At 56.7% G+C, this 22,579-nt stretch carries 23 protein-coding genes, 1 tRNA gene, 1 other RNA gene and 1 pseudogene; 10 read left to right on the top strand and 16 right to left on the bottom strand.

Annotation, left to right across the window (positions count from 1 at the left end):
- Window positions 1-263 precede the first annotated feature (263 nt).
- Window positions 264-1,412 (top strand): cell division protein FtsZ, encoded by a 1,149-nt coding sequence (gene ftsZ, locus EJL02_RS08055; RefSeq protein WP_125115896.1) that lies wholly within the window; start codon window positions 264-266, stop codon window positions 1,410-1,412.
- Window positions 1,413-1,592: 180 nt separating this feature from the next.
- Window positions 1,593-2,534 (top strand): magnesium transporter CorA family protein, encoded by a 942-nt coding sequence (locus EJL02_RS08060; RefSeq protein ID WP_125115897.1) that lies wholly within the window; start codon window positions 1,593-1,595, stop codon window positions 2,532-2,534.
- 90 nt (window positions 2,535-2,624) lie between these two features.
- On the opposite strand, the gene EJL02_RS08065 is transcribed toward EJL02_RS08060, so the two are convergent.
- Window positions 2,625-3,695: a DUF4179 domain-containing protein gene (locus EJL02_RS08065; protein WP_125115898.1), complete on the bottom strand. Its 1,071-nt coding sequence runs from the start codon at window positions 3,693-3,695 to the stop codon at window positions 2,625-2,627.
- Window positions 3,682-4,182 carry an RNA polymerase sigma factor gene (locus EJL02_RS08070; protein ID WP_125115899.1) on the bottom strand — a complete coding sequence of 167 codons (501 nt, stop codon included), beginning with the start codon at window positions 4,180-4,182 and terminating at the stop codon, window positions 3,682-3,684. The genes EJL02_RS08065 and EJL02_RS08070 overlap by 14 nt, the downstream gene beginning before the upstream one ends.
- Before the next feature lie 327 nt (window positions 4,183-4,509).
- Between EJL02_RS08070 and EJL02_RS08075 the strand changes: the two genes are divergently transcribed.
- Entirely contained in the window at window positions 4,510-5,793 is a 1,284-nt protein-coding gene (locus tag EJL02_RS08075; protein ID WP_330548625.1) for a glycosyltransferase family 2 protein, read from the top strand.
- A 45-nt stretch (window positions 5,794-5,838) separates the two neighbouring features.
- Here EJL02_RS08075 and EJL02_RS08080 read toward each other — a convergent pair whose 3' ends face one another.
- Genes EJL02_RS08080 through EJL02_RS08095 form a run of 4 tightly spaced genes read right to left on the bottom strand, consistent with a single transcriptional unit; the run spans window position 5,839 to window position 8,600 of the window.
- A complete protein-coding gene (locus tag EJL02_RS08080; protein WP_125115901.1) occupies window positions 5,839-6,276 on the bottom strand; it encodes a HEPN domain-containing protein in 438 nt (145 codons plus the stop codon).
- Window positions 6,260-6,571 carry a hypothetical protein gene (locus tag EJL02_RS08085; RefSeq protein WP_125115902.1) on the bottom strand — a complete coding sequence of 104 codons (312 nt, stop codon included), beginning with the start codon at window positions 6,569-6,571 and terminating at the stop codon, window positions 6,260-6,262. Before EJL02_RS08085 ends, EJL02_RS08080 begins: the two co-directional genes overlap by 17 nt.
- A gap of 3 nt (window positions 6,572-6,574) precedes the next feature.
- Window positions 6,575-7,306, bottom strand: a complete 732-nt coding sequence (locus tag EJL02_RS08090; RefSeq protein WP_125115903.1) for an acyl-[acyl-carrier-protein] thioesterase — start codon at window positions 7,304-7,306, stop codon at window positions 6,575-6,577.
- Between the two features lie 22 nt (window positions 7,307-7,328).
- A complete protein-coding gene (locus EJL02_RS08095; RefSeq protein ID WP_125115904.1) occupies window positions 7,329-8,600 on the bottom strand; it encodes a glycoside hydrolase family 10 protein in 1,272 nt (423 codons plus the stop codon).
- 135 nt (window positions 8,601-8,735) lie between these two features.
- On the opposite strand from EJL02_RS08095, the gene EJL02_RS08100 reads away from it, so the two are divergent.
- Complete coding sequence (locus tag EJL02_RS08100; RefSeq protein WP_164510345.1) at window positions 8,736-9,602, top strand: pyridoxamine kinase; 867 nt, start codon at window positions 8,736-8,738, stop codon at window positions 9,600-9,602.
- A 278-nt stretch (window positions 9,603-9,880) separates the two neighbouring features.
- On the opposite strand, the gene EJL02_RS08105 is transcribed toward EJL02_RS08100, so the two are convergent.
- From EJL02_RS08105 to malQ, 4 genes are all read right to left on the bottom strand, one after another.
- Window positions 9,881-9,956: transfer RNA gene (locus EJL02_RS08105), tRNA-Gly, on the bottom strand.
- A 97-nt stretch (window positions 9,957-10,053) separates the two neighbouring features.
- Window positions 10,054-10,761, bottom strand: coding sequence for a helix-turn-helix domain-containing protein (locus EJL02_RS08110; protein ID WP_125115906.1), 708 nt, complete (start codon window positions 10,759-10,761; stop codon window positions 10,054-10,056).
- Between the two features lie 161 nt (window positions 10,762-10,922).
- A complete protein-coding gene (locus EJL02_RS14450; RefSeq protein WP_243114430.1) occupies window positions 10,923-12,161 on the bottom strand; it encodes an HAD-IIIA family hydrolase in 1,239 nt (412 codons plus the stop codon).
- Between the two features lie 37 nt (window positions 12,162-12,198).
- On the bottom strand, window positions 12,199-13,692 hold the full coding sequence (malQ, locus tag EJL02_RS08120; RefSeq protein ID WP_125115907.1) for a 4-alpha-glucanotransferase: 1,494 nt from the start codon (window positions 13,690-13,692) through the stop codon (window positions 12,199-12,201).
- Window positions 13,693-13,828: 136 nt separating this feature from the next.
- Between malQ and trmB the strand changes: the two genes are divergently transcribed.
- From trmB to EJL02_RS08135, 3 genes and pseudogenes are all read left to right on the top strand, one after another.
- Window positions 13,829-14,488, top strand: a complete 660-nt coding sequence (trmB, locus tag EJL02_RS08125; RefSeq protein WP_125115908.1) for a tRNA (guanosine(46)-N7)-methyltransferase TrmB — start codon at window positions 13,829-13,831, stop codon at window positions 14,486-14,488.
- A gap of 109 nt (window positions 14,489-14,597) precedes the next feature.
- Window positions 14,598-15,005, top strand: a pseudogene (locus EJL02_RS08130) (NifB/NifX family molybdenum-iron cluster-binding protein); the annotation flags it as partial.
- Between the two features lie 3 nt (window positions 15,006-15,008).
- A complete protein-coding gene (locus EJL02_RS08135; RefSeq protein ID WP_125115910.1) occupies window positions 15,009-15,371 on the top strand; it encodes a DUF134 domain-containing protein in 363 nt (120 codons plus the stop codon).
- A 17-nt stretch (window positions 15,372-15,388) separates the two neighbouring features.
- Here EJL02_RS08135 and EJL02_RS08140 read toward each other — a convergent pair whose 3' ends face one another.
- The 4 genes from EJL02_RS08140 to infC all read right to left on the bottom strand — a co-directional run bounded on the left by EJL02_RS08140 (window position 15,389) and on the right by infC (window position 17,321).
- Window positions 15,389-16,027, bottom strand: a complete 639-nt coding sequence (locus tag EJL02_RS08140) for an orotate phosphoribosyltransferase (RefSeq protein WP_125115911.1) — start codon at window positions 16,025-16,027, stop codon at window positions 15,389-15,391.
- A gap of 149 nt (window positions 16,028-16,176) precedes the next feature.
- Window positions 16,177-16,530, bottom strand: a complete 354-nt coding sequence (rplT, locus tag EJL02_RS08145; RefSeq protein WP_125115912.1) for a 50S ribosomal protein L20 — start codon at window positions 16,528-16,530, stop codon at window positions 16,177-16,179.
- 33 nt (window positions 16,531-16,563) lie between these two features.
- The gene (rpmI, locus tag EJL02_RS08150; RefSeq protein ID WP_054327617.1) at window positions 16,564-16,767 is read right to left on the bottom strand and encodes a 50S ribosomal protein L35; all 204 of its coding nucleotides are present in this window, start codon (window positions 16,765-16,767) and stop codon (window positions 16,564-16,566) included.
- Window positions 16,768-16,811: 44 nt separating this feature from the next.
- Window positions 16,812-17,321 carry a translation initiation factor IF-3 gene (gene infC, locus EJL02_RS08155; protein ID WP_243114431.1) on the bottom strand — a complete coding sequence of 170 codons (510 nt, stop codon included), beginning with the start codon at window positions 17,319-17,321 and terminating at the stop codon, window positions 16,812-16,814.
- 383 nt (window positions 17,322-17,704) lie between these two features.
- Between infC and EJL02_RS08160 the strand changes: the two genes are divergently transcribed.
- Entirely contained in the window at window positions 17,705-17,983 is a 279-nt protein-coding gene (locus tag EJL02_RS08160; protein WP_243114432.1) for a DUF1292 domain-containing protein, read from the top strand.
- Window positions 17,984-18,037: 54 nt separating this feature from the next.
- A non-coding RNA gene (gene ssrS / locus EJL02_RS08165) (6S RNA) lies at window positions 18,038-18,232 on the top strand.
- A gap of 419 nt (window positions 18,233-18,651) precedes the next feature.
- Here ssrS and EJL02_RS08170 read toward each other — a convergent pair.
- Window positions 18,652-19,746: a helix-turn-helix domain-containing protein gene (locus EJL02_RS08170; RefSeq protein WP_164510346.1), complete on the bottom strand. Its 1,095-nt coding sequence runs from the start codon at window positions 19,744-19,746 to the stop codon at window positions 18,652-18,654.
- A gap of 196 nt (window positions 19,747-19,942) precedes the next feature.
- On the opposite strand from EJL02_RS08170, the gene EJL02_RS08175 reads away from it, so the two are divergent.
- Entirely contained in the window at window positions 19,943-21,286 is a 1,344-nt protein-coding gene (locus tag EJL02_RS08175; RefSeq protein WP_125115915.1) for an MATE family efflux transporter, read from the top strand.
- A gap of 44 nt (window positions 21,287-21,330) precedes the next feature.
- Here the strand turns inward: EJL02_RS08175 and EJL02_RS08180 are convergent, their stop codons facing one another.
- Window positions 21,331-22,533: a M15 family metallopeptidase gene (locus tag EJL02_RS08180; RefSeq protein WP_164510347.1), complete on the bottom strand. Its 1,203-nt coding sequence runs from the start codon at window positions 22,531-22,533 to the stop codon at window positions 21,331-21,333.
- Window positions 22,534-22,579: the final 46 nt, after the last annotated feature.

Here is a 22,579-nt window from a genome sequence, read left to right on the forward strand (position 1 = left end):
AGGGGGAAAATGAACCAAAAGATAGCTGGAATGCTTTGCACAGCGCGGCTTTGCGGGGCATTTTGGTATGGATTTGGTGGAATGATACAGAAAAGTTTCAGTTTTTTTTAAGCAATTCACTAATTTATGTTGCAAAATGGAACAATTAGAGGTAAAATTAAAACAATAGGGACAGCTTGCTTGCGGCAGGCAGCAGGCTTTATACGAAAGAACGTATAAGATAATCTGAAGGATTCTTTATCATAAAACGGAGGATGGCAACAATGGGTTTTGAGTTTGAACAGGGCTTGGATAATGTAGTAAACATTAAAGTTATCGGCGTAGGCGGCGGCGGCGGCAACGCGGTCAACCGCATGGTCGAAAGCGGCGTGCAGGGTGTTGAGTTTATTTCGATCAACACGGATATGCAGGCGCTGAACTTTTCTCAGGCCGGCACCAAGATCCAGATTGGCGAGAAGCTGACCAAGGGACAGGGCGCAGGCGCAAACCCGGAGATCGGCCGCAAGGCAGCGGAGGAAAGCAAGGACCAGATCGCTGCGGCGCTTGCCAATACACATATGGTATTCATCACCGCCGGCATGGGCGGCGGCACCGGCACCGGTGCGGCACCGGTCGTGGCGCAGATCGCCCGTGAAATGGGCATCCTGACGGTCGGCGTTGTCACCCGTCCGTTCGCGTTCGAGGGTAAGAAGCGTCTGGAGCAGGCGCTGGGCGGTATCGACGAACTGAACAAGAACGTTGACTCGCTGGTCATCATCCCGAACGAGCGTCTGAAGTACGTATCTGAGCAGAAGATCACCTTTAAGAATGCGTTTGAAATCGCGGACGGCGTGCTCCGTCAGGCGGTTGCCAATATTTCCGAGCTGATCACCGTACCGGGCTTCATCAACCTCGACTTCGCCGACGTTACCTCGGTGATGAAGGACGCAGGTTACGCGCATATCGGTACCGGCCGTGCAGCTGGGAAAGACAAGGCGGCCGAAGCGGCCCGCATGGCAATTTCCAGCCCGCTGCTGGAGACCTCGATTGATATGGCGCACGGTGTTATCGTGTCGGTCATCGGTTCGGACGATATCGGTCTGGATGAAGTCGAAACGGCTGCCACCATGGTGCAGCAGGCGGCACATCCGGATGCGCACATCATCTTCGGTGCATTCATCGACGACACGATGGATGATGAGATCCGCGTGGTTGTTATCGCAACCGGTTTTGACAACATCCCGAACTCCGCAAAGATGAGCATGGACGGTAATCAGCCGGAGCAGAAGTCGAATTCCGGTCTGTTCACCGAGGCTTCTACAGCTGCGGCAGAGGACAAGTCCTCGTCTGCGCAGTCCAAGTCCAGCGATCTGGGTTCGGATGACGCGGCCTTCGACGTGCTGATGCGCATCTTTGATAAGGACCATCGCTGATATCGTTATAGCATAAATGACAGAGAAACAGCCCTTTATAGGGCTGTTTTGGTCTGAAAAGGCCTTGTAAAATTCTTGTAAAAAGGAGTGTGATCACCGTGAGTGCTGACCCTCGAAGTAAGCAAAAACTACAAACTCGCGGTGGCGCATTTGCGTGAAGCCGCGGAAAGGCGGTAAGATATGGTAGAATTCTACAAGACCATTGATGGTAGAATCACGGAAATCAGCGGCTTCGCAGAGGGCTGCTGGGTGAATATGGTGCATCCCAGTTCGGATGAACTGGAGGAGATCGCCCGCGCGGCGCATGTGGAAGAGGAATTCGTGCGCGCAGCGCTCGACCCGGAGGAAAGCTCGCGTGTCGAGACTGAGGACGATCAGCTGTTAATGATTGTTGACATCCCGATGGTGGAAAAAAGCTCGGTCGAGGACGGCGGCCAAATGTTCAGCACGCTGCCAATGGGCATCGTGGTGGCGCAGAATGCGGTCATCACGGTTTGTCTGGAGGACAGCATCGTCCTGCGTTCGATCGCAGAGGGTGCGGTCAAAGGCGTGCACACCGCGCTGCGTACACGCTTTGTGTTCCAGATCCTGCTGCGTGTGGCCGGACGCTTCCTGAAAAACCTGCGCATGATCGAGCGCGACTTTACCCGCATCGAGAAGCGCTTGTATGATTCGCTCAAGAACGAAGAGCTGATCCAGCTGCTCGGGCTGTCCAAATCGTTGGTTTACTTCTCCGCCTCCCTCAAGGGCAACGAAGTGACGATGGAAAAGGTACTGCGCGGACGTGTGCTCAAGCTGTATGAGGATGACCGTGACATCCTGGAGGACGCGCTGATCGAGATCCGGCAGGCCATCGAGATGGCCGGCATTTACTCGAGCATTTTGTCCGGCACGATGGACGCATACGCTTCGGTCGTATCCAACAACCTGAATATCATCATGAAGGTGCTCACTGTACTGACCATCATCATGACCATTCCAAATATCATCTTCGGTTTTTACGGCATGAATATCGAGGGCGGCAACCTGCCGGGCGATTTTGTCTGGTGGATACCGCTTTTGATCTCGGTGGCCGCGTGCTTCTTCGCGTGGTTCATGCTCAAAAAGAAGAATCTGGATTGATTTTTGGCGCCGCATAAGCGGCGCTTTTTGTTTTCCGGGGAAATAACAAAACAGGGCGCGCCTTGCGGCGCGCCCTGTTTGTTGTTTTTGTTATTCCTGCCAGACAAGAGGAATGGTCTCGCCGAAGATCGTGATGGATTCCACTTCCTCCAGCGGGATGGGTTCCGGCAGCAGGCCAATCGCCGCATGGCCGTGGAGCGAATACTGATAGTCAAGTTGGTACTGCGAGCCATCGCGGGTACGCAGGACTGGCGAAGCGCCAGTCAGATAATATGTGTCGCCGTATTCATCCAACACACCGTCCAGATAGAGGTTGTGATCGTCGTCATATGCCATTTCTTTGTCATACTGGAATTCGATGTAATAGTAGGTTGGGGTGAACGCGATGGATTCAATGGTAATGTTGAGATTACCATACTGCATTTGCTGGCCTGCCTGCGCCTGTACCGTGGTTTCGGTAAACGTGAGCGGTACCTCGATCGTCCAGACTCCGGGGACAACGATTCGGTCAAAGCCGATGTGGTTTCCATCTTTTTTGTAGCTGCACACATTGGAAAAATAGAAGCTGAGCGGCACGCCTTCCATCTGTTGGACATTCGGCAGCGCCATCTCAATGCTCAAATGGAATTCGCGCATATCGGGTTCGAAAGACGGTGGATTGTCGCCTCCACCGCCGTTCACCGGCTCGCCATTGGCCAGAAAACGGATATCCTCGAAGGTGAGTGCATAGGTCTGTGGTTCTTCCGCCGGATCGACGAACGCAGAGCCATCCTGCTTTGTGACAGAGAACAGCGCACATACATTGTGTTCGTCGGTGTACATGCCGCTCAGGGTAACGGTCACGCCATTGCATTCTGTGCTGGCGCCGCTTGCGGTAAAGCCGGTGTTTTCCTCTACGGTATCAGGGGAAAGATTGAAAAAATCCGCCAGTCGCGCGCGGCCGGCATCCGGATCAGCGAAAAAGACGACGACTGTGCCTGCCGCTGCTGTAAACGTCAGCACACAGGCGATAATGGCCGCAATGAGGATGGCTTTTGGGGGGCGCCGCCGTTTTTTCGGCTTTTGGGCGGCCGCAGCCGCCTGTTTCAGTTGTTCAATCAGCATATCCTGTTCCGCCTCGGTAAAGTGCAGCGCGTCGAGCGCTTGGTTATATCGTCTCATTGTCGCTGCCCTCCAGTTCTTGTTTGAGTTTGGCGCGGGCGCGGGCAAGCCGCTGCCGTACGGCGGCGGGCTTTGCGCCGATCATCGCCGCGATTTCTTCGGCGTTGTAGCCTTCCTTATAATATAGGTAGATGACTTCACGATATTTGACCGGCAGACGCTGTACCGCGGCCAGCACGCCGGTGTCTTCCGCGGGAAGAAAGGGAACCTCGCGTTCGATCAGCTCGTCGAATGGGACAGAGCGGCGGCGCCAGCCGCTCTTGAGGATGTCCTTGCATTCGTTGATCGTCATGCGGATGATGAATGCGCGCGTTTCGCCTTCGCTGTCAAAGCGTCGGTCGCTTTGCAGCAATTTGAGAAATACGTTCTGGCATACATCCTGCGCATCCGCCCGGCCGAGCGAATAGGTGAAGCACAGCCGCAGGATCATGCCCGAATACCGATGTACGAATACTGCGGCGTCGGCCGCATCCTGCCAGACCGGCATAGCGATCATCTCCTTTCACTCTAATAACGATTGACGGCGGCAATGTGTGACGAAATGGAAGATGATTTTCAATCTTAAGAATTTCTTGCGGAATGCAAGCGCAATCGGTGGTATACTGCAAGCAGGATGACGAAGGTTTGTGACAAAAAACAGTGATGAAAATTGCAGAAAAAATCGCGGTTTTTTTGTGCGAACAGAGAAAAATTGCAATAAATGCCTGAAAAAACGCAAAAAGTAGTTGCATTCAACGGGAATAGTGCTATGATATTACAAGGAAAAAACGGAATGAAAGTTTATGGACTAAAATGAAGGAGACAAAGGATTGACATGCTTCGGTTTTTAGAGAGTCTGCAATTTGTTTTATTCATATTTTTTACGGCAGCCTATGCGTATCAGGTCGTGTATCTGATCATCGGTCTGGTTGGCAAGGGCCGTGAAGGCAAGCAGGATGCCAAACTGCATCGCTATGCGGCGATCATTTCAGCGCGTAATGAGGAGGCCGTCATCGGAGACCTGATCGGAACGCTGAAAAAACAGGATTATCCGTCCGAACTGCTGGATGTGTTCGTTATTGCGGATAACTGCACGGACAGCACGGCGGAGGTTTCCCGCAAGGCGGGCGCGATCGTGTACGAGCGTTTTAATAAGGTACAGGTCGGCAAGGGCTATGCGCTGGATTATCTGTTCCATCATATCTTTGCGGATTATGGTGAAACGACGTATGACGGCTTTTTCGTGTTTGATGCGGATAACCTGGTAGATCCGCAGTTCGTCCGCGAGATGAACAAGATGTTTGATACCGGTGAGTTTGCTGCTCTGACCAGCTACCGCAACTCTAAGAACTTCTGTGACAACTGGATTTCCGCAGGCTATGCGCTGTGGTTCCTGCGCGAAGCGCGTTTCCTGAACCGTCCGCGCACGCAGCTGGGTGTCAACTGTGCCGTCTCCGGCACCGGTTTCCTGGTGGCGAGCGATGTCATCCGCGAAGAGGGCGGCTGGCCCTATCATCTGCTGACCGAAGATATTGAGTTCTCTATCGCCTGTGCGGCGCACGGCCGTAAAATCGGTTATTGTGGCACGGCGATCATCTACGACGAACAGCCGATCCAGTTCCGTCAGTCCTGGGATCAGCGTCTGCGCTGGAGCAAGGGCTTCTATCAGGTAGATGCGAAGTATACGGCGCCGCTGCTGCGCGGCTGCCTGCGCGGCGGCAAGAAGGGCATGTCCTGCTATGACATGCTGATGACCGTAGCGCCCTGCAATCTGGTGACAATCGGCGTACTGGGCCTGTCCCTGTTTGTCTGCCTGAGCAGCCTGTCCCAGCCCGCGTTCATTACATATCGCGTGCTGCGTATGCTGGGCCGTATTATTCTGGCCACGCTGAAGGGCATCTCGTTCAGCCTGTTTATGTTCGGTGCGTTTACCATGGCAACCGAGTGGAAGCAGATCAAGGGCAGCACCTGGAAGAAGATCTTTTATGTATTCACCTTCCCGCTGTTCATGCTGACCTATATTCCGATTTCGCTGGCTGCGCTGGTTGGCAAGGTGGAGTGGAAGCCCATCCGCCACGGCCTTACGGCAAAGGCACACAACGAAAACGAGCGTGCATAACTAAAGATAAGAAAAGCTGCTGCAACAAAAGTTGCAGCAGCTTTTTTATTCCACATGATGCGGCCGGCCGCCGGCATACAGCTCGCGCCGGATGGCGGCAAACATGCGCTCCGCCATATCCAGATACCGGCGGATCTCCATTTCGTCAATCTCAAATGGAAGATCAGTGGGGTAGCGGGTTTCGATATACAGATCGTTGAGCGCGGCGCTTTCGTCCAGATATTCCGAAAACGCATCCGCATCCTGCTGGATCGCCTGCCGGCAAAGATAGGTCAGGTTGTGGCCGTCGAAATGGCGGCCCGTGCGAAACAGCAGGTAGCCCTTGAGCGCTTTTTCAATGGCCTGCTGGCAGTGGAAGGCGATGTTGTAATGGTCGCCGCCGTAGGTCAGCAGCAGGCGGGCGCATTGCAAGTCGCAGAGCGCTTTATCCAGCCATTTGTAATAGAAGTGGCTGTCCGACGCGCCTTTACGTCTTCGGCTCATAAATCACCTGCCCTTTCCGGGCGATCCAGGCGGCATACGAGGTTTCATCCTCGAGCAGATCGTCCCACTCCTCGGCGGTGTAAAGACTCAGATTGACCGGCACATCGGCGGAAAGCGCCAGATGCAGCTGCGTGCGCAGATGGCGGCAGTCCGTGCCGTCCGGCACGACCACGCACAGGCTGAACGCCTTGAGCTTGCCGGTGGCCATGGTGCGCTTTTCCGCAAACAGAATGATTTTACGCGGCTGGCAGATGCGGAGGATATCCTGCGCCGCTTGCCGGATGGCTTCAGTCATGGGTTATCCCTCCTGCATCTCAAACGGCGACAGGGTCGCCAGCGCTTCAAAATGCGTTTTTCCGTCGGCTTCTCCGCGCACATACCGCGCGCCGTCCACCGTGCCGCAGAGCAGCTCCAGCTGCTCGCCGAACGCGGTTTCGGCGGTATAGTTGACTTGCAGGGAGGAGACAAAGCCCGGCTGCCGCTGCAGGTCAAGTGCATCCGAAATCAGCTCGACGATGCGCACATTATTGACATGGTTGTTGACGTCCAAGTCGGAATACTGCACGGTGTGGACGTGGTGCGGACGCACAGTGTCGCAGGTCAGTTTGGGCAGCGGCTCAAACAGGTCGCCGCGCGACTTATGCAGGTAACTCTCGGCTGCCGGGAAAGAGCTGGGGCGCAGGATGCGGTGCGAGACCGGATCGAGCGTGACCCACATCGACTGTGCCTCGCCGATCTGCTGTTCGTCTGCAAAGAAGGCAAAGCAGCGGTACCAGCTGGCGCCGCGGATGCCGGGGCACCAGGTCTCGCAGCGGATACGCTCATACGGGCGCAGAGGGCGCGCCAGACGCGCTTTCATGCGCGAGAGCACCCAGACAATGTTGAGCTCGTCCGGGCCTAAATGCAGCGATTCTGCGTGCACCGTGGCCGCGTCCTGCATCACCAGCCAGAGAAAGGACGGCTTGGCGATGCCGCGGTTGTCAATATGGCCGTAGTTGATTTCGTACTCACGGGAAAGAAGATCTGCCAAAAGGGAAACGCCTCCTTATCAATCAGTGGAACAGGCTGGCAATGAACCGGGATACCAAGTCAAGCAGGGAAGCTTGCTGCATCGAGGCATCCGGCGTGGTTTCCGGACTGTTTTCATCCTGCGCGTAATGCTGGGAAAGCATATCGGCGCAGCCGTCTATGTTCTCCAGAGAGGAGTAGCTGAAGTACACTTCGCCCTGAATGTCAATGCTGCTGTCGAGCAATGCGAGCTGGCGTTCCAGTTCGGCAGTGCCGTACCAGACGTCGCCCGGCTGGGCTTCTGCGGCGCGATAGGCGCCGATGCCGATGTACAGTGCAACGTCGCTGGTGGAGATCACTTCCTGCCACCAGTCCAGCAACACTTCAAAATCTGCGATTTCGTAACCGATTTCCCAGTAAAGCTGTGGGCAGATGTAATCGACGGTGCCCTTCTGGATCCACTGAACCGAGTCGCAGTAGATCTCGCGATAGGAGGAACGGCCGTTGGTTTCGCTGCCCTTGGGGTTGTCGGCCTTGTTGTCCCAGATGCCGGAAGGGCTGACGCCGAACGACAGGGTCGGGTCGATCTCGTGCAGCGTTTTGTCGAGCGTGGCGATCAGGGTGTTGACATTGTTGCGCCGCCAGTCGCCGATGTCGTCAAAGTCTGTGCCGTAACGGGCAAAGGTCGACTGGTCGTTAAAATCCGTGCCCGGATAAAAATAGTCATCCAGATGAATGCCGTCCACATCGTAGTTTTTCACGATTTCTGTCGCGCCATCCACGACAAGCTGCTGCACAGCCGGCAGGCCGGGGTTGAAATAGTAATTGTCCTCATATTTTACAACCCATTCCGGGTGCTGTTTGGCCGGGCTGCTGTCCGGCAGCGCGTCCCACTCGCTCTGGCCGTCTTTGGTGATACGGTAGGGGTTGATCCACGCATGCAGCTGCAAACCGCGGCTGTGCGCGCCATCGATCCAATAGGCTAGCACATCAAAATCACCGTCCGGCGCTTGTCCGGTTGTGCCGCTGACATAACGGCTCCACGGGAAGATTTCAGACGGATACAGCGCGTCTGCGGAAGGACGCACCTGAAGGAAAACCGTATTCAGGCCCATAGCGGCAATATTGTCGAGGATGGTATCCGCTTCACTTTTGAGCGTGTCGGCGGAAAGACCCTGTGCAGAGGGGTAGTCGATGTTGTATACGGTGGAAACCCACACGCCGCGCATGCCGTCCTGCGCGGTTTGTACAGCGCCGGCGCTGGAAAAGAGCAGGGTGAGTATCAAAACGATGGAAAGAACGCGTTGCTTGAGCATGGGAAGACTCCTTTAACAGTTAGCGTAAATATATAATTATTTTACCATTGCGAGGGGGAGAAAGCAAGAATGATTGACACGGACGCGGATTCATCGTATGATGAAACACGGACAGAAAAAGGATGTGAATGGGCCATGCAAAAAAAGATTCTGGCGCTGCACGATTTATCCGGCTTTGGGCGCTCGTCGCTGGTGCCGATCATCGCGGTGCTTTCTGCGGGCGGGCATCAGTGTGTGCCGCTGCCGACGGCAGTGTTTTCCACCCATACCGCGATCCCTGGCTGGGTGACGACCGATCTGACCGGTGCGATGCAGGGCACGATAGACCAATATGATAAGCTGGGGCTGCGGTTCGAGGCGATTTATGCCGGTTTTTTGGGTTCGGCGGATCAGATTGACTGCGTCGGGGAAGCGGCAAAGCGGCTGAAAACGACGGACGGCATCACGCTCATCGATCCGGTGATGGGGGATAACGGCAAGGTGTATGATACTTATACGCCGGAAATGTGTACACGGATGCGTGAGCTGTGCGCAATCGCTGATATCATCACCCCCAACACGACCGAAGCGGCGATCCTGCTGGACCGTGACCCGAACAGCAAGCCGGGCAGTGCGGACGAGGCGTGGGAATGGCTGCGGGCGCTGCGTGCCCACTATGGTGCCGAGGTTGTGCTGACCGGTCTGGATTTTGCACCGGGCCGGGTCGGGTCGGGTTGCCTGTCCGCGTCCGGCGGCGCGCTCAGCCTGCATCGTCGGATCGACCGGTATTACCCGGGTACGGGCGATCTGTTTGCATCGGCCATGCTCAGCGCGATGCTCAATGATGTCACGCTGGAGGATGCTTGCGAATTGGCAGGGGAATATGTCAAGGATTGCATTGCTTACACGATGGCGCAGCAAACCGATCCCATGCATGGCGTGCAGTTTGAAAAGGTGCTGCCGCGGCTGATCGACGGCACCTATCAGCGGGAGCTGCGGGACCGTCCGCTCCGGCAGGAATAAGCGATCATAAAAAAGCACCGCCTTTGAGCGGTGCTTTTTACGCCCTTTCGAGCCATACCAGCGTTATGGTACTTCAGAAAACGGGGCAGATGCTTATCGCGAGACGCCAAATCCGCCCATCGAGGTCGGATTTGGCGAGGCTCCGGCCGACTGGGACAGTCGGCCTAATCACACGGGCTGCAAAACAGCCCGCCGGGCTGTTTTGTTTTACGCCCTTTCGAGCCTCGCATCCATAACCAAAAAAGAAAAGACCTGTCATTGACAGGTCTTCTTGTTTTTGGAGCGGCTGACGAGGCTCGAACTCGCTACCTCCACCTTGGCAAGGTGGCGCTCTACCAGATGAGCTACAGCCGCATTTTCTATCGCGCCGAACTCATCAGCGCGATATTTATTATAGCAAAGGGTGGACATGCTGTCAAGCAAAAATTAAGAAAAACAGGAAAACTTTTTTTTAGCCCTTTTTGCGGGGGCGGTGGCACAGTACCAGCGAAACAAACAGGCACACGGCGACATACAGCATAATGGGGATGCCAGCAAACAGGATGACGCGGCCGAGCGTCCACAGTGGCTGGGGCAGGGTGAACCACAGACGGGAAAGGGTTGCTTCGGGGATCAGGTTCAGTACTTGCAGGAACGTGAAATAGAAGACGCGCATCGGCAGCAGTGCGACGATCCAGATGTCAACGCGCCAGAACGCGCGGATAAAATCCGAGCCCTGCGGCGCATCCACACTGTTTTTCAGATACAGCCCGAAGCCCATTGCCAGCGCGATAGCGCAAATCTGCAAGATCACGCCGATGACAGTAGGGGTGTCAGTGGGCGCGAAAAAGCGACCGTAGAACAGCAGAAACAATCCGCACGCACTGCCGCCCAGCGTCATACAGAGCAGCAGCGGTGCGCCTGCCCGCGCCTGTGCCGGCGACATGTGTGCGTCCTTGCCGCCTGACGAGCTTTGCTGCGGCGCGATATCCCGCAGCAGCCAGTCGGTCGAAACATCGAAATATTCGGCCAGAGCCACGACTTTTTCCGTATCGGGCGTCGCATCGCCGACCTCCCATTTGCTGACTGCCTGTCGGGACACGCCCAGTGTGATCGCCAGATCCTCCTGCGACAGGCCACGCTTTTTGCGCAGGTCTATGATTTTTTCTCCCAGTGTCATGTTTGGTTACCTCCTTGCTTGGTGAGGCCATTGTATCGAAAAACAGGGTTGCACGCCACCATGTTGGGCTGGAAATCCCGCAACCGCCGGTTGCATATCAAAAAATCAGCGCGTTTTTGGAGAAAACGCGCTGATTTTGGGTGCAGGGGATTGGGGTGAGATCAATAGCCGAGCGGCTCGCCGATCAGGACGACCTCGCAGCGTTCCATGCGCTGCGGCGGGCCCATATGGATGACCATTGCACGGCAGATGCGGTCCGGGCTCTTGCAGTCGTGGCATTTGCCGTCCACGGCGCAGGGCGTTTGCTTGCCCAGGCGCTTGGCGTTCATCGGTGCGGCGACATTGCGGGCGCGGTCGATTGCGCTTTCCAGATCCGGGCACAGCTTGTTGATGCCGCAGACAAAGATGCAGCGCTTCGGGCCGAACAGTGTGCCGGATACTCGGTTGCAGGCACCGTCGATATTGACGATTTCGCCGTTCTCGCTCAGCGCATTGGCCGAGCTGAGGTAAATATCCGGCGTCTGGAAGTACTCGCCGGTACGCACCCAGTGCCAGTGCACGGCGGTGCTGTTGGAGAATGCTTCTGGGAAACCGAGCGCTTTGAGGGTCATCGAACCGCCCAGCGAAACCGACTTGCCTGCGCAGGTATCGATCAGATAGGGCAGGGCATCGGCCACGGTGGGAAAATAAGTAAAACCAAAGCCGCGCTGCGTGAAGGCCTTGCAGATGGCGTCCACGGCCAGCAGGCCGCGCTCAAACAGCGGCAGCAGTTCCGCGGGGCTGCTGACCAGCGCATCTGCGCCGGCGTCGGTCAATTCTTCGGCCGAACGGAAGCCCCATGTCACGCCGACGGCGGACAGGCCGGCGTTTTTCGCGGTCTGCATGTCGGTCGCGCTGTCGCCGATGTACAGGGTTGTGGTCGCGTCGCCGCCCAGTTCGCGCAGCAGCTGCAGCGCGCTGGTCGGATCGGGCTTGCGCGGAACATTCGGGCGCTCGCCGTAGGTGATCTGCACCAGATCGCCGAAAAAGTGCCGGATCAGGCTTTTGGCGGCCAGATCATACTTGTTGGACAGCACACCGACCGAAACGCCTGCCTTTTTCAGCTGCTTGAGCAGCGGCAGGATGCCGTCGTACGGTTGGGTGCGGTTCATCATGCGCTGGTTATAGGCGGTGCGGAATTCATCCAGGCAGGTGTCGATCATTTCTTCCGTGCGCTTGTTTTCCGGGATGCAGCGCTCGATCAGCTTGCGCACGCCGTTGCCGACGCGCATGCGGGTCTGCTCTTCGGTCACGGCCGGGAAGCCGCGGCGCACAATGGCGCAGTTGACGCTGTCACACAGATCGCCCAAGGTGTTGAGCAGCGTGCCGTCCAGATCAAAAATTGCAGTGGTAATTTTCATGCTATCGCTATCCTTTTTCTTGTTGCGGGACGCGGTTTCAGCCGCGCATATAGGTCTGCGTGATCTCGCCCAGCATGGCCGAGACTGTCGGGTTGAGCGCTTCCTTGCGCACGCGCCAGCGCCAGTTTTTGCCGCCGATGGTGGCCGGCGTGTTCATGCGGGAATCCGCGCCCAGTGAGAGCAGATCCTGCAGGGTGGTCATGGCGATGCGCGCGGGCGATGCCCACACGCTCTTGATCGCGCTCCAGCCCATCGCTTCGCTGTGCGAGGTGCGCAGATACCGGTAAGCGAACTGCTTTTCCGGCTCGGTGCAGATGTCCATGATCTGCTCGCACACGGTCTGCGAGTCATGCGTTGAGGTGTATACAATGCTGTTGGGGACAAAATTGTGCGGCAGGTGTTCGTTGTCGCAGTCGGGCGTAAAGCCGAAAATCAGCACCTTCATGCCCGGGAAGCCGCTTTCCGCCAGCAGCTCGCGCACCTCGTCGGTCATGACGCCCAGATCTTCCGCGATCAGCGGCAGATCGCCGAGCGCCTTTTCAATTGCGTGGAACAGCTCCATGCCGGGGCCCTTGCGCCAGTGTCCCTTGACGGCGGTCTCCTCGGTCGCGCGTACTTCCCAGTAAGCGGCAAAGCCGCGAAAGTGGTCCAGCCGCACCACGTCGAACAGCGCCATGTTGCTCTTCATGCGCCAGATCCACCACGCGAAGCCCTCCGCGCGGTGTGCGTCCCAATCGTAGACCGGGTTGCCCCACAGCTGACCGGTGGCCGAATAGTAGTCGGGCGGCACGCCCGCGACCAGCTTGGGGCTTTTATCCGCCTTGAGCTTGAACAGCTTGGGGTGCGTCCAGACGTCCACCGAGTCGGCCGACACATAGATCGGGATATCGCCGATGATCTGGATGCCGTGCTCGTTGGCATATTCACGCAGCGCGGTCCACTGCGTAAAGAAAATATATTGCAGGAAGATGCGGAAATCGATCTCATCGCGCAGTTCTTCGGTCACTTTTTTCAGTGCTTCCGGCTTGCGGTCGCGCACCGCCTTGTCCGGCCACATATAGACCGGCATATGGTGGTATTTTTCCTCTTTGAGCGACATAAACAGCGCGTAATCCGGCAGCCATTCGGCGTTTTCTTCGGTAAACGCGTCGATCTTGGCGCGCAGCTTGTCGTCCACGCGCGAATAGGCTTTGCGGAACAGCGGCCAGCGGGTGTCGGCCAGCTGCTCGAAGTCCGCCGTGTCGGGCGAGGCCTCGAAGTCGCCCGCCTTGACCTCGGCCTCGGTCAACAGGCCGTCCTCGACCAGCAGATCCAGGTCGATCAGGTACGGGTTACCCGCAGCGGCGGAAAAACACTGGTAAGGCGAGTCGCCGAACCCGGTGTGACCCAGCGGCAGCACCTGCCAGTAGGTCTGGTGTGCGGCCGCAAGGAAATCGACAAATTCATAAGCGGTTTTGCCCATGGTACCCACGCCGTGCGGCGAGGGCAGGGAAGTGACGTGCGCAAGCACGCCGCTGGAACGTTTGAACATAGATTCATCCCCCATTTGCGTATAGTGGTATTATAGCGTGTTTTATGGAAATTTGTCAATTTTGCTTGCCAAGCGTGTTGGGGCAGGATATAATGAAAAGGCTGAAAAATATACAGGAAAAAGGGGAATTTGACGCATGAGAATGCGCAAAAAGAAAAATCTTGACGTTCGTTTCGCGGCCTGCGCGGATGTGATGGCCTTTGAACCCAAGGAAAAGCGCGGCAAATGGCGCGCGCTGTTCGCAAACGACCATCCGCTGCATCTGGAAATCGGCTGCGGCAAGGGTCGTTTCGCCATCGGCATGGCCGAGCTGCACCCGGATATCAACTTCATCGCGGTCGAGCGGGAGGAAGGCGCACTGATTATGGCGGCCGAACGCTGCCAGCAGCATCCGCTGCCCAACCTTCGGTTTGTGTCGTTTGACGCGGCTGAGCTGCGAGAGGTATTCGCGCCCGGCGAGGTGGACCGCATTTATCTGAACTTTTCCGACCCGTGGCCGCCCAACCGGCAGCGCAAGCGCCGCCTGACGTGGCGTGCCTATCTCGAGGTGTACGACGAGATCTTAAAGCAGCAGGGCGATATCTGCTTCAAGACCGACAACCAGCGGTTTTTCGAATGGACCTTGCAGGAGATCTGCCAGTTCGGCTGGCTGCTCCAGAACATTTCGCTCGATCTGCACAACTCGGACTTTGAGGGCAACGTGATGACCGAGTACGAGGAAAAATTCTCGTCTGAGGGCGCGCGCATCTACCGGCTGGAGGCCAGACGCCGTCTGCCGGAGTTTTTGAGAAAGTGAACACGGGAAAAGCGGCCTGAGGGCCGCTTTTTCATTCTTGACATATGCCGGAAATGTGGTATCATACTTATATAACCGGCATATGCCGGAAACAAAACACGGAGGCGTTTTTATGAAAATCGCAGTCACTTATGAGGACGGTCAGGTCTTCCAGCATTTCGGCCACACCGCCCAGTTCAAAGTATATGAAGCCAAGGATGGGAAAATCCTTTCTTCTCAGGTTGTCGATACCAACGGCAGCGGCCACGGCGCGCTGGCGGGCTTTCTCGCGGCGCAGGGCGTGGATACACTGATCTGCGGCGGTATTGGCGGCGGCGCGCAGGCCGCGCTGGCCGAAGCGAATATCCGTCTGCTCGGCGGCGTGCAGGGCAGTGCGGACGCGGCAGTTGAGGCATTTCTGTCCGGTTCGCTCGCGTACAATCCGGATGTTCAGTGCAGCCATCACGAGCACCATGGGGAAGGGCATGACTGCTCGTCGCATGGCGACCACCACTGCGGCGGTCACTGCCACGGCTGAGCCATGCCCAGACCGAAAAAATGCCGCCGTGTGTGCGGCCTGCCGGTCTGCCGGGAATTTGGCCCGCGCGGCATGGGCTGCGCGGGCGAGCCGGTCACGATGGGGCTGGACGAATATGAGGTCATCCGCCTGATCGATTTGCAGGGCATGCAGCAGGAACAGGCAGCCGCGCAGATGGGCGTGGCACGCACGACCGTGCAGTCGATCTATAATACCGCGCGGCGCAAACTGGCGGAAGCGCTGGTAAACGGCAGGATACTCCGCATCGAAGGCGGCGACGTTGCGGTGTGTGAAAAGCGCGCGCATTGCATGCGGGGCGGATGCTGTGCGCATCGCGGATGCGCAAAACAAAAACCGGAAGGCTGAGCCTTCCGGTTTTTCTGTTACAGTTTGGTGTAGCCGCGCGGGGTGACGATCGCGTCCAGCGGAACGCCGGCCGCGCAGGCAGGGCAGTTTTTGCCGCGCACGAAGTTGTGGTAATGCGGGAAATCCTCGCCCGAGAACAGGCTGAAGACCGGTTTGCCGTCGAGTTCGGAGATATTGGAGAACAGCGCAGAATAACCGGCAACGCGGCCGCCGTAATATTCGATGCACTCGCGGGTCTGCGACAAGGTCTGTCCGGTGGAAGCGGTGTTGACCAGAACCAGCACGTTGCGGTGCTCGATCATGGGGCGCAGGTTGTCCGCGAACATGAACTGGCCGTTGACGTTGCTGTCCGGCTCGACAAGGTAAATGGCCTTGTTGGTGTTCAGGCTGCCGATGCCGGAGTTGGCAAGCTCCCTTGCGACATAGGCGCCGATATATTCGGTGCCTTCCAGACAAAGCAGCGTATCGATGCTGACGGTGGAGAAGCGGAACGCAATGCTGCGCGCAGCTTCGAGTGCCATGGCCATGTTATGCTTGATTTCGGACATATCAATGTAGTAATTGATATGGGAATGGTTGGTTGCAAAATGACCCGGAATCGCGTCTGCATACAGACGTTTGTTGGAACGGGAAGTAATTCGGATCGGCTGCTGCATAGAATGACCACCTTTCTTTGTGCGTTATAAAAATCACAAACCTATTATAGCGCAATTTGATGCGCAGGGCAAGAAAAAGCCGTGCGCCTTTTGTGCGGGATGACAAAAAAACCCTGCTGCAAAAGCAGCAGGGTTTTCATCCGGATGAATTAAAGCGCAGCCTTGGCCTTCTCAGCCAGAGCAGCGAATGCAGCCTTGTCGTTTACGGCCAGATCCGCGAGCATCTTGCGGTTCAGGTCGATGCCGGCCTTCTTCAGGCCGTTCATGAAGCGGCTGTAGTTCATGTCGCAGGACTTAGCGGCAGCCGAAATACGGGTGATCCACAGGCGGCGGAAGTCGCGCTTCTTGTGCTTGCGGCCGATATAAGCGTACTTCAGGCTCTTCATGACAGCCTGGTTGGCTACACGATAATGGGTGGACTTGGCGCCCCAGTAGCCCTTTGCACGCTTCAGGATCTTCTTTCTTCTTTTGCGCGTCATCATTGCGCCCTTAACTCTTGCCATTGTAATTGCCTCCTATATGAAAGATGTTTTTACTTACTTATACGGCAGCAGACGCTTGAGCTGCGCTACGTTCGTGGAATCCGCGAAGCCTTCCTTGCGGAGGTGGCGCTTGAGCTTGGTCGTCTTACCATGGCCGTTGAGCAGGTGACGCTTGCCGACATGGCCGCGCTTGAACTTGCCGTTCTTGGTTACGGAGAATCTCTTCTTTGCACCGCTGTGCGTTTTGATCTTAGGCATAAGGTTTGCTCCTCTCTGAATTTGCGCGCTGGGCGCGTTTTGGTTTACTTGTCCTTAGCGGGCGCCAGAAACATCAGCATCTGGCGGCCTTCGAGCTTGGGCTGCTTTTCCACCGTGCTGCAATCCGCGCACAGCTCCGCGAAGCGATGGAGCAGATCCTGACCAAGCGACGCGTGCGTGACCTCGCGGCCGCGGAAACGAACCGAAACCTTGACCTTGTCGCCGTCCTTGAGGAAGCGGCAGGCGTTTTTCACTTTGGTGTTCAGGTCGCCGACGTCAATGTTGGGGGTCAGGCGAATCTCTTTGATCTCCACGACGCGCTGGTTTTTGCGCGCTTCCTTTTCGCGCTTGGCCTGTTCGAAACGGAATTTACCGTAGTCCATGATTTTGCAGACCGGCGGTTTCGCCTGCGGGGCGATCTTGACCAGATCCATGCCCTTTTCAACGGCGGCTTCCTGCGCCTGCTGGATGGGAACAATACCGAGCTGCTGGCCGTCGTCACTGATCAGACGGACTTCCTTGTCGCGGATCTCTTCATTGATTTGATGTTCCATGCTGCTGATTGGTAAGCACCTCCAAACGATAAATGGGTTAAGACAAAAAGAAAAAGGACCGATCGAAAGCGACCGTCCTCCCTGCATAAACCGCAAACCTGCCCAAAACAGATTTGTGCTTTATTGACCCGTTTGCTCAAAACGCTGCGGGTGAGGACATTGCCTTCTTCCTTGTTACCTGAAATACTATATCAGAATCCGCGTACAAAGTCAAGGCTTTATTTCGGTAATTTTAACTGGTATGATATTTCGCACAGGCAGCATACTATGACAGTACGGCGCCTGAGAATGGGGCTTTACAAAAGGGACGCGATTTGTTATGCTTAAAGCAAGGAGAAGGCTTCTCCTTTTCAGCCCGAACTTGAAACACAAGGAGGTGCCGGATGATGAGTGAGGAATACGGCAACGATTTTGTCACGCTGATCGATGAGGACGGCAACGAAGTTGAATTTGAGCACATCGACACCGTGGAATATCAGGGAACGACCTATCTGGCGTTTATCCCGGCGGAGCTTTCCGTTGAGGAGGACGCGGAGGTCGTCATCATGCAGATCGTCGAGGAAAACGGCGAGGAACTGCTCGAAGCGGTCGAGGATGATGAGATCGCGGACGCGGTTTTCGATATCGTGATGGAGCGCGCCGAGGCGGAGGAAGAAGAATAACCGCACGCCGCAGCGCGTCAGTACAATCCACGCCGCAAACGGCACGGATCAGTCAAATCCCTGCCCTGTGCGACAGCAGCCCTTTTTTAACCCACATTTTTAGTACGGGATTTCGGAACGTTTTGGCATCGAGCAGCAGGCCTCCCGGGTATACACGGACGTTGGAAGCGCAGATATGCCAAACAGAAAACCCACCTGCATGAGTCGTGCAGGTTACTAATTGGGCTGCATCGGCAGGGCGGGGTATTTTTATATCCAAATGTTGGATTTTGTCGCATGCAAGCATAAAACAGGTGAAACAAAATTGTTACATTTGTGTAACTTTACAGGAATTTTATTTGCTTTTTTTGCATAAGATGTTATACTGAACTTAAGCAAAGTAAAAGAGGAGGTGGAAAACAACATGAGACATCTGAGAATCCCTCAGCAGCCCGATCGCCCGGATATCGATGATCTGATCTTCGGTGACGAACATGAGACGCATAGCGATAAGTAAAACGCTTACGGATATGTCCACGCAGGGCGCGCATGCTGAAAAAGAAATGCGGCCGCGTGGTTTTTTTATATTTATTTCCCGGAGAACAAAAAAGGGAGTTCCATTCTAAATATGAAAAATCGTCTCATAAAAGGGTAGTGCCCGAAACGGAAACGCGTTTCGGGCACTTTTTTTATGCTTCGGGCGGGATCGCGGCGCGGAAACGTTCGACGGCGGCGCGAAACCGGGACTCATCCCGGATGGGCGCGAACTGCCCGTCCGTCTCGATCGAGCGCAGCGTCAGCCGACGCATTTCGGCGATCTCGTTTTGGGTCGGCACGCGGGTCTGTGTACCGGCGAAAAACGGGTTTTGACGGTAGTCGAGTGTAAACGCCAGCTGCGCGTCGATGTACTGCTCAAATAACTTGAGTGCCTGTTCCGTGCTGCCTTCGTCCTGCGCAAGCAAAATGCCGATCAGCAGGTCGTTGGAGCGGTCGAGGGCAAACAGTTCGTTTATCGCGCAAAGAGCATCCCAGCAGCGGTGCGCGGACGGGAAATCCTTTTGCCGCCGCGCGGCGGTCGTCAGGTACATCAGTGCGCTTAATACTTCGTGCACATGGGTGAGCAATTGTTTGCGGGTCAGTTGTTCGGCTTCCGGCACCTTGTCTTGCGCCAGATACAGGTTGATGCGGAGCACATCTGCGTCGAGCGGCTGCCGGGCGGGCAGGGTGTCGATCAGCGCCTCGGCTTCTTCGCAGCGTCCGAGCATGGTCAGCGTGTTAATGCGCAGCAGCCGCGCTCCCATCTTCTCATTTTCGGTTTCGCTTTGCGCTTCACCCTGCTCGAACAGCGCAAGGCAGTGCGCGATCAGCGCTTCGCTTTCCTGCTCCGGGTCGTCCGCGTGCGCGAGAGCGGAGGCGAGATAATGGAAATACAGCCCGCCGATCAAGGTTTTCAGCTGGCCGCAGGACGGATATTCGCGCAGCACGGCCTCCGCTTGCTGTTGCCCGGCGGCGAAGCCCTGCTCATCGAATACGGCGCGCAGGCGCTCGCTGATCGCATGCAGTTCTTCGTTGGAGGGGGCGGGGTGGAAGTCAAGCAGCGCATCAACCGTCAGGCCGAGCGCGCGGGCGAGCGGCGGCAGCAGGGTGATGTCCGGATAGCTCGCGCCGGTCTCCCATTTGCTGACGGCCGCGGCGGATACGCCGACCAGATCGGCAAGCGCCTCCTGCGTCAGTTTTTTGGCGCGGCGCGCGGCAAGGATCGTGGTTCCGATGCAAAGTTCCATGTTGTTCATCCTTTTCACAGCAGATTCAAAAGGACCTTTTGTATGTTTATCTTACCATGCCGCCGCACCGTGCACAATGGAGGCGCGGTTTAACCGGTGGTTGGATTTTTCAACCGTCGGTTATGTCCGGCGGGGCGGTTGACGCTGCCGCCGGATTCTGATAGGATAAGCAGAGTGGAAAAGGGGGAATGGCGCGATGTCGCTCGATCTGACCGAGGGGAGTATTACCAAGCGGCTGCTGCTGTTTGCGCTGCCGCTGATGGTCGGCAATTTGCTGCAGCAACTATATAATGTAGCGGATACGCTGATTGTAGGCCAGTTTCTGGGGTCGGATGCGCTCGCGGCGGTCGGTTCTGCTTATACGCTGATGGTATTCCTCACGTCGATTCTGCTGGGCCTGTGCATGGGCAGCAGCGCCTTTTTTGCCATGCAGTTTGGCAAACGCGACATGGAGCGGCTGAAAAACAGCCTGTTTTTGTCCTTCCTTCTGATTGGATTGATTACCATTGCGATGAACCTGCTGGTTTTTGCCGGGCTGGACGGGATTGTTTTTGTGCTGCATGCGCCGGATACCGTGGCGCCGCTCATGCGGCAGTATCTGTACTGTATTTTCTATGGCATCGCGGCGACATTTCTGTATAACTTTTTTGCCAATCTGCTGCGTGCGGTGGGTAATTCGCTGGTACCGCTGGTGTTTTTGGCCGCGTCCGCGGTGCTCAACATCGCGCTCGACCTGCTGTTTGTGCTGGTGTTCCGCTGGGGGGTGACGGGCGCGGCGGTCGCAACGGTCATCGCGCAGTATGTGTCCGGTGTCGGCATTGCAGCCTATTGCCTGCTGCGGTTTCCCGAACTGCGGGTGGAGCGGCGGCACATGCATTGGGACCGCGCGGTCATCCGCGAAATTGCCGGGTTGTCCGTTCTGACCTGTGTGCAGCAGTCGGTGATGAATTTCGGCATCCTGATGGTGCAGGGGCTGGTCAACAGCTTCGGCAAGACCGTGATGGCGGCGTTTGCCGCGGCGGTCAAGATCGACTCCTTTGCCTATATGCCGGTGCAGGATTTCGGCAACGCGTTTTCCACATTTATCGCGCAGAACTTCGGCGCCCGCAATGAAGAACGCATTCGCCGCGGCATCCGAAGCGCGGTCGGGGCGGCATTTGTGTTCTGCGTTGTCATCAGTTTGGCGGTTTGCGTCTTTGCGCGGCCGCTGATGGGCCTGTTTATCCAGCCGGAGGAAACCGAGATCATTGCGGTCGGCGTCGGCTATCTGCGGATCGAAGCGTCCTGCTATTTTGGCATCGGCCTGCTGTTTTTGCTGTATGGGTTTTATCGCGCGGTCAAGCGGCCGGGCATGTCGGTGGTGCTCACCGTGATCTCGCTGGGCACGCGCGTTGCGCTGGCGTATCTGCTGTCTGCCGTGCCGGCGATCGGGGTGACCGGTATCTGGGCGGCGGTGCCGATCGGCTGGGCGCTGGCCGATCTGGCGGGCGTGGGCTATTATCTCAAGCACAAGACGCGTCTGCTGCATGTGAATGGATGAAAAAAGGTCCTGCCAATCTGGCAGGACCTTTTTGTATTTTCGTCTCAGGTGCCGAAATAGCTGAAGTGCATATAGTCGCGCTTGCTGCGCCATGCGTTGCCGCCCCACAGGAAACCGTGGCTGATGAATGCGTTATACACATCGCCGCCTTCGGGGATGGAGTAGGGGTCTTCGCCCGGCAACCAGTAGGAACCGGTGGTCGGGGTGAGGGAACCGTCCGCGTTGATGGTCGCTTCCATGTTCTCCTCCCAGTTGATGTCGATCGCGGTGCCCTGCGAATGTTCGCCCGTGCGCCACGAATATCCGCCGACGTTCTTGATCGGGAACTGTTCGTCGCCGTTGAAGATTTCTTCGAAAATATCCTCAACGATCGGGGCGAGGCTGCGGTTGACCTCGATATAGGCCGTGCCCGCGGTCTTGGTGCCGTCGGATTGCAGACGCCATACCGGAACGGCGACCTCCACGATGTTGGCTTCGGCCTCTTCGGCGGTCTGGTACTTTTCGGTGCTTGCACCATAGACCAGCGCCCACTTTTCTTCGTCGGTCTGCGGCAGCGTCATATCCGGATCGGGATCATCCCACGAGTCGGTGGTGTTATCCGAAGTGTTGTCGGATTCCTCCGCGAAGGCGGAGCAGAAGCGGCTGGCCATGATGACGGCCTGCTCGCGCGTGGCCGTGCCGTCGGGAGCGAGGATGGTGGTCTGGTCGTTGCCGGCAATGCCGTTGACCACGGTATAGTCCACCATGGTAATCATGGCATTGACCGCGTAATCCTTGATTTCGGGGACGTCGGGGTAATCCTCCACGCAGGCGTCGCCTGCGATGGCGGGAGCGTCGATGCCGGCGGCATCCAGAATGTTGTACAGCATTACGCAGAGATCCTGGCGCTCGATGCTGGCATCCGGGTCGAAAACGCCGTCGCCGCGGCCGTTGACCAGCCCCAGCTCATACGCCGCGACGACGCTGGGGTCGTCACAGTCCCGGAAGGGCTTTTTGCCGGATGCAAAAACCGCCTTGCCGCTGACCGCCTTATAGGCGTTGACAGCAATGCCGCAGAATTCGGCGCGGGTGATTTCGCCTTTCGCGCTGCGCGCTTCCAGCGAGCTGGGCATCAGCCCGGCTTCCTGTGCGGCAGTGACGCCTTCCTGCGCCCAGACCGAAATGTCGGACAGGGCGCCGGCTTGCGGCGTGAGCAGCGCACCGAGCAGGGCGAGCGCGCCGGCGCGGCGGAAAAACGGATGTGGCATAACTAAGGGCCTCCTTGGAATGGGTATCGAATTGGGTATTTTTATG

It is taken from the genome of Agathobaculum sp. Marseille-P7918, assembly GCF_900625105.1.
GTDB lineage: Bacteria > Bacillota > Clostridia > Oscillospirales > Butyricicoccaceae > Agathobaculum.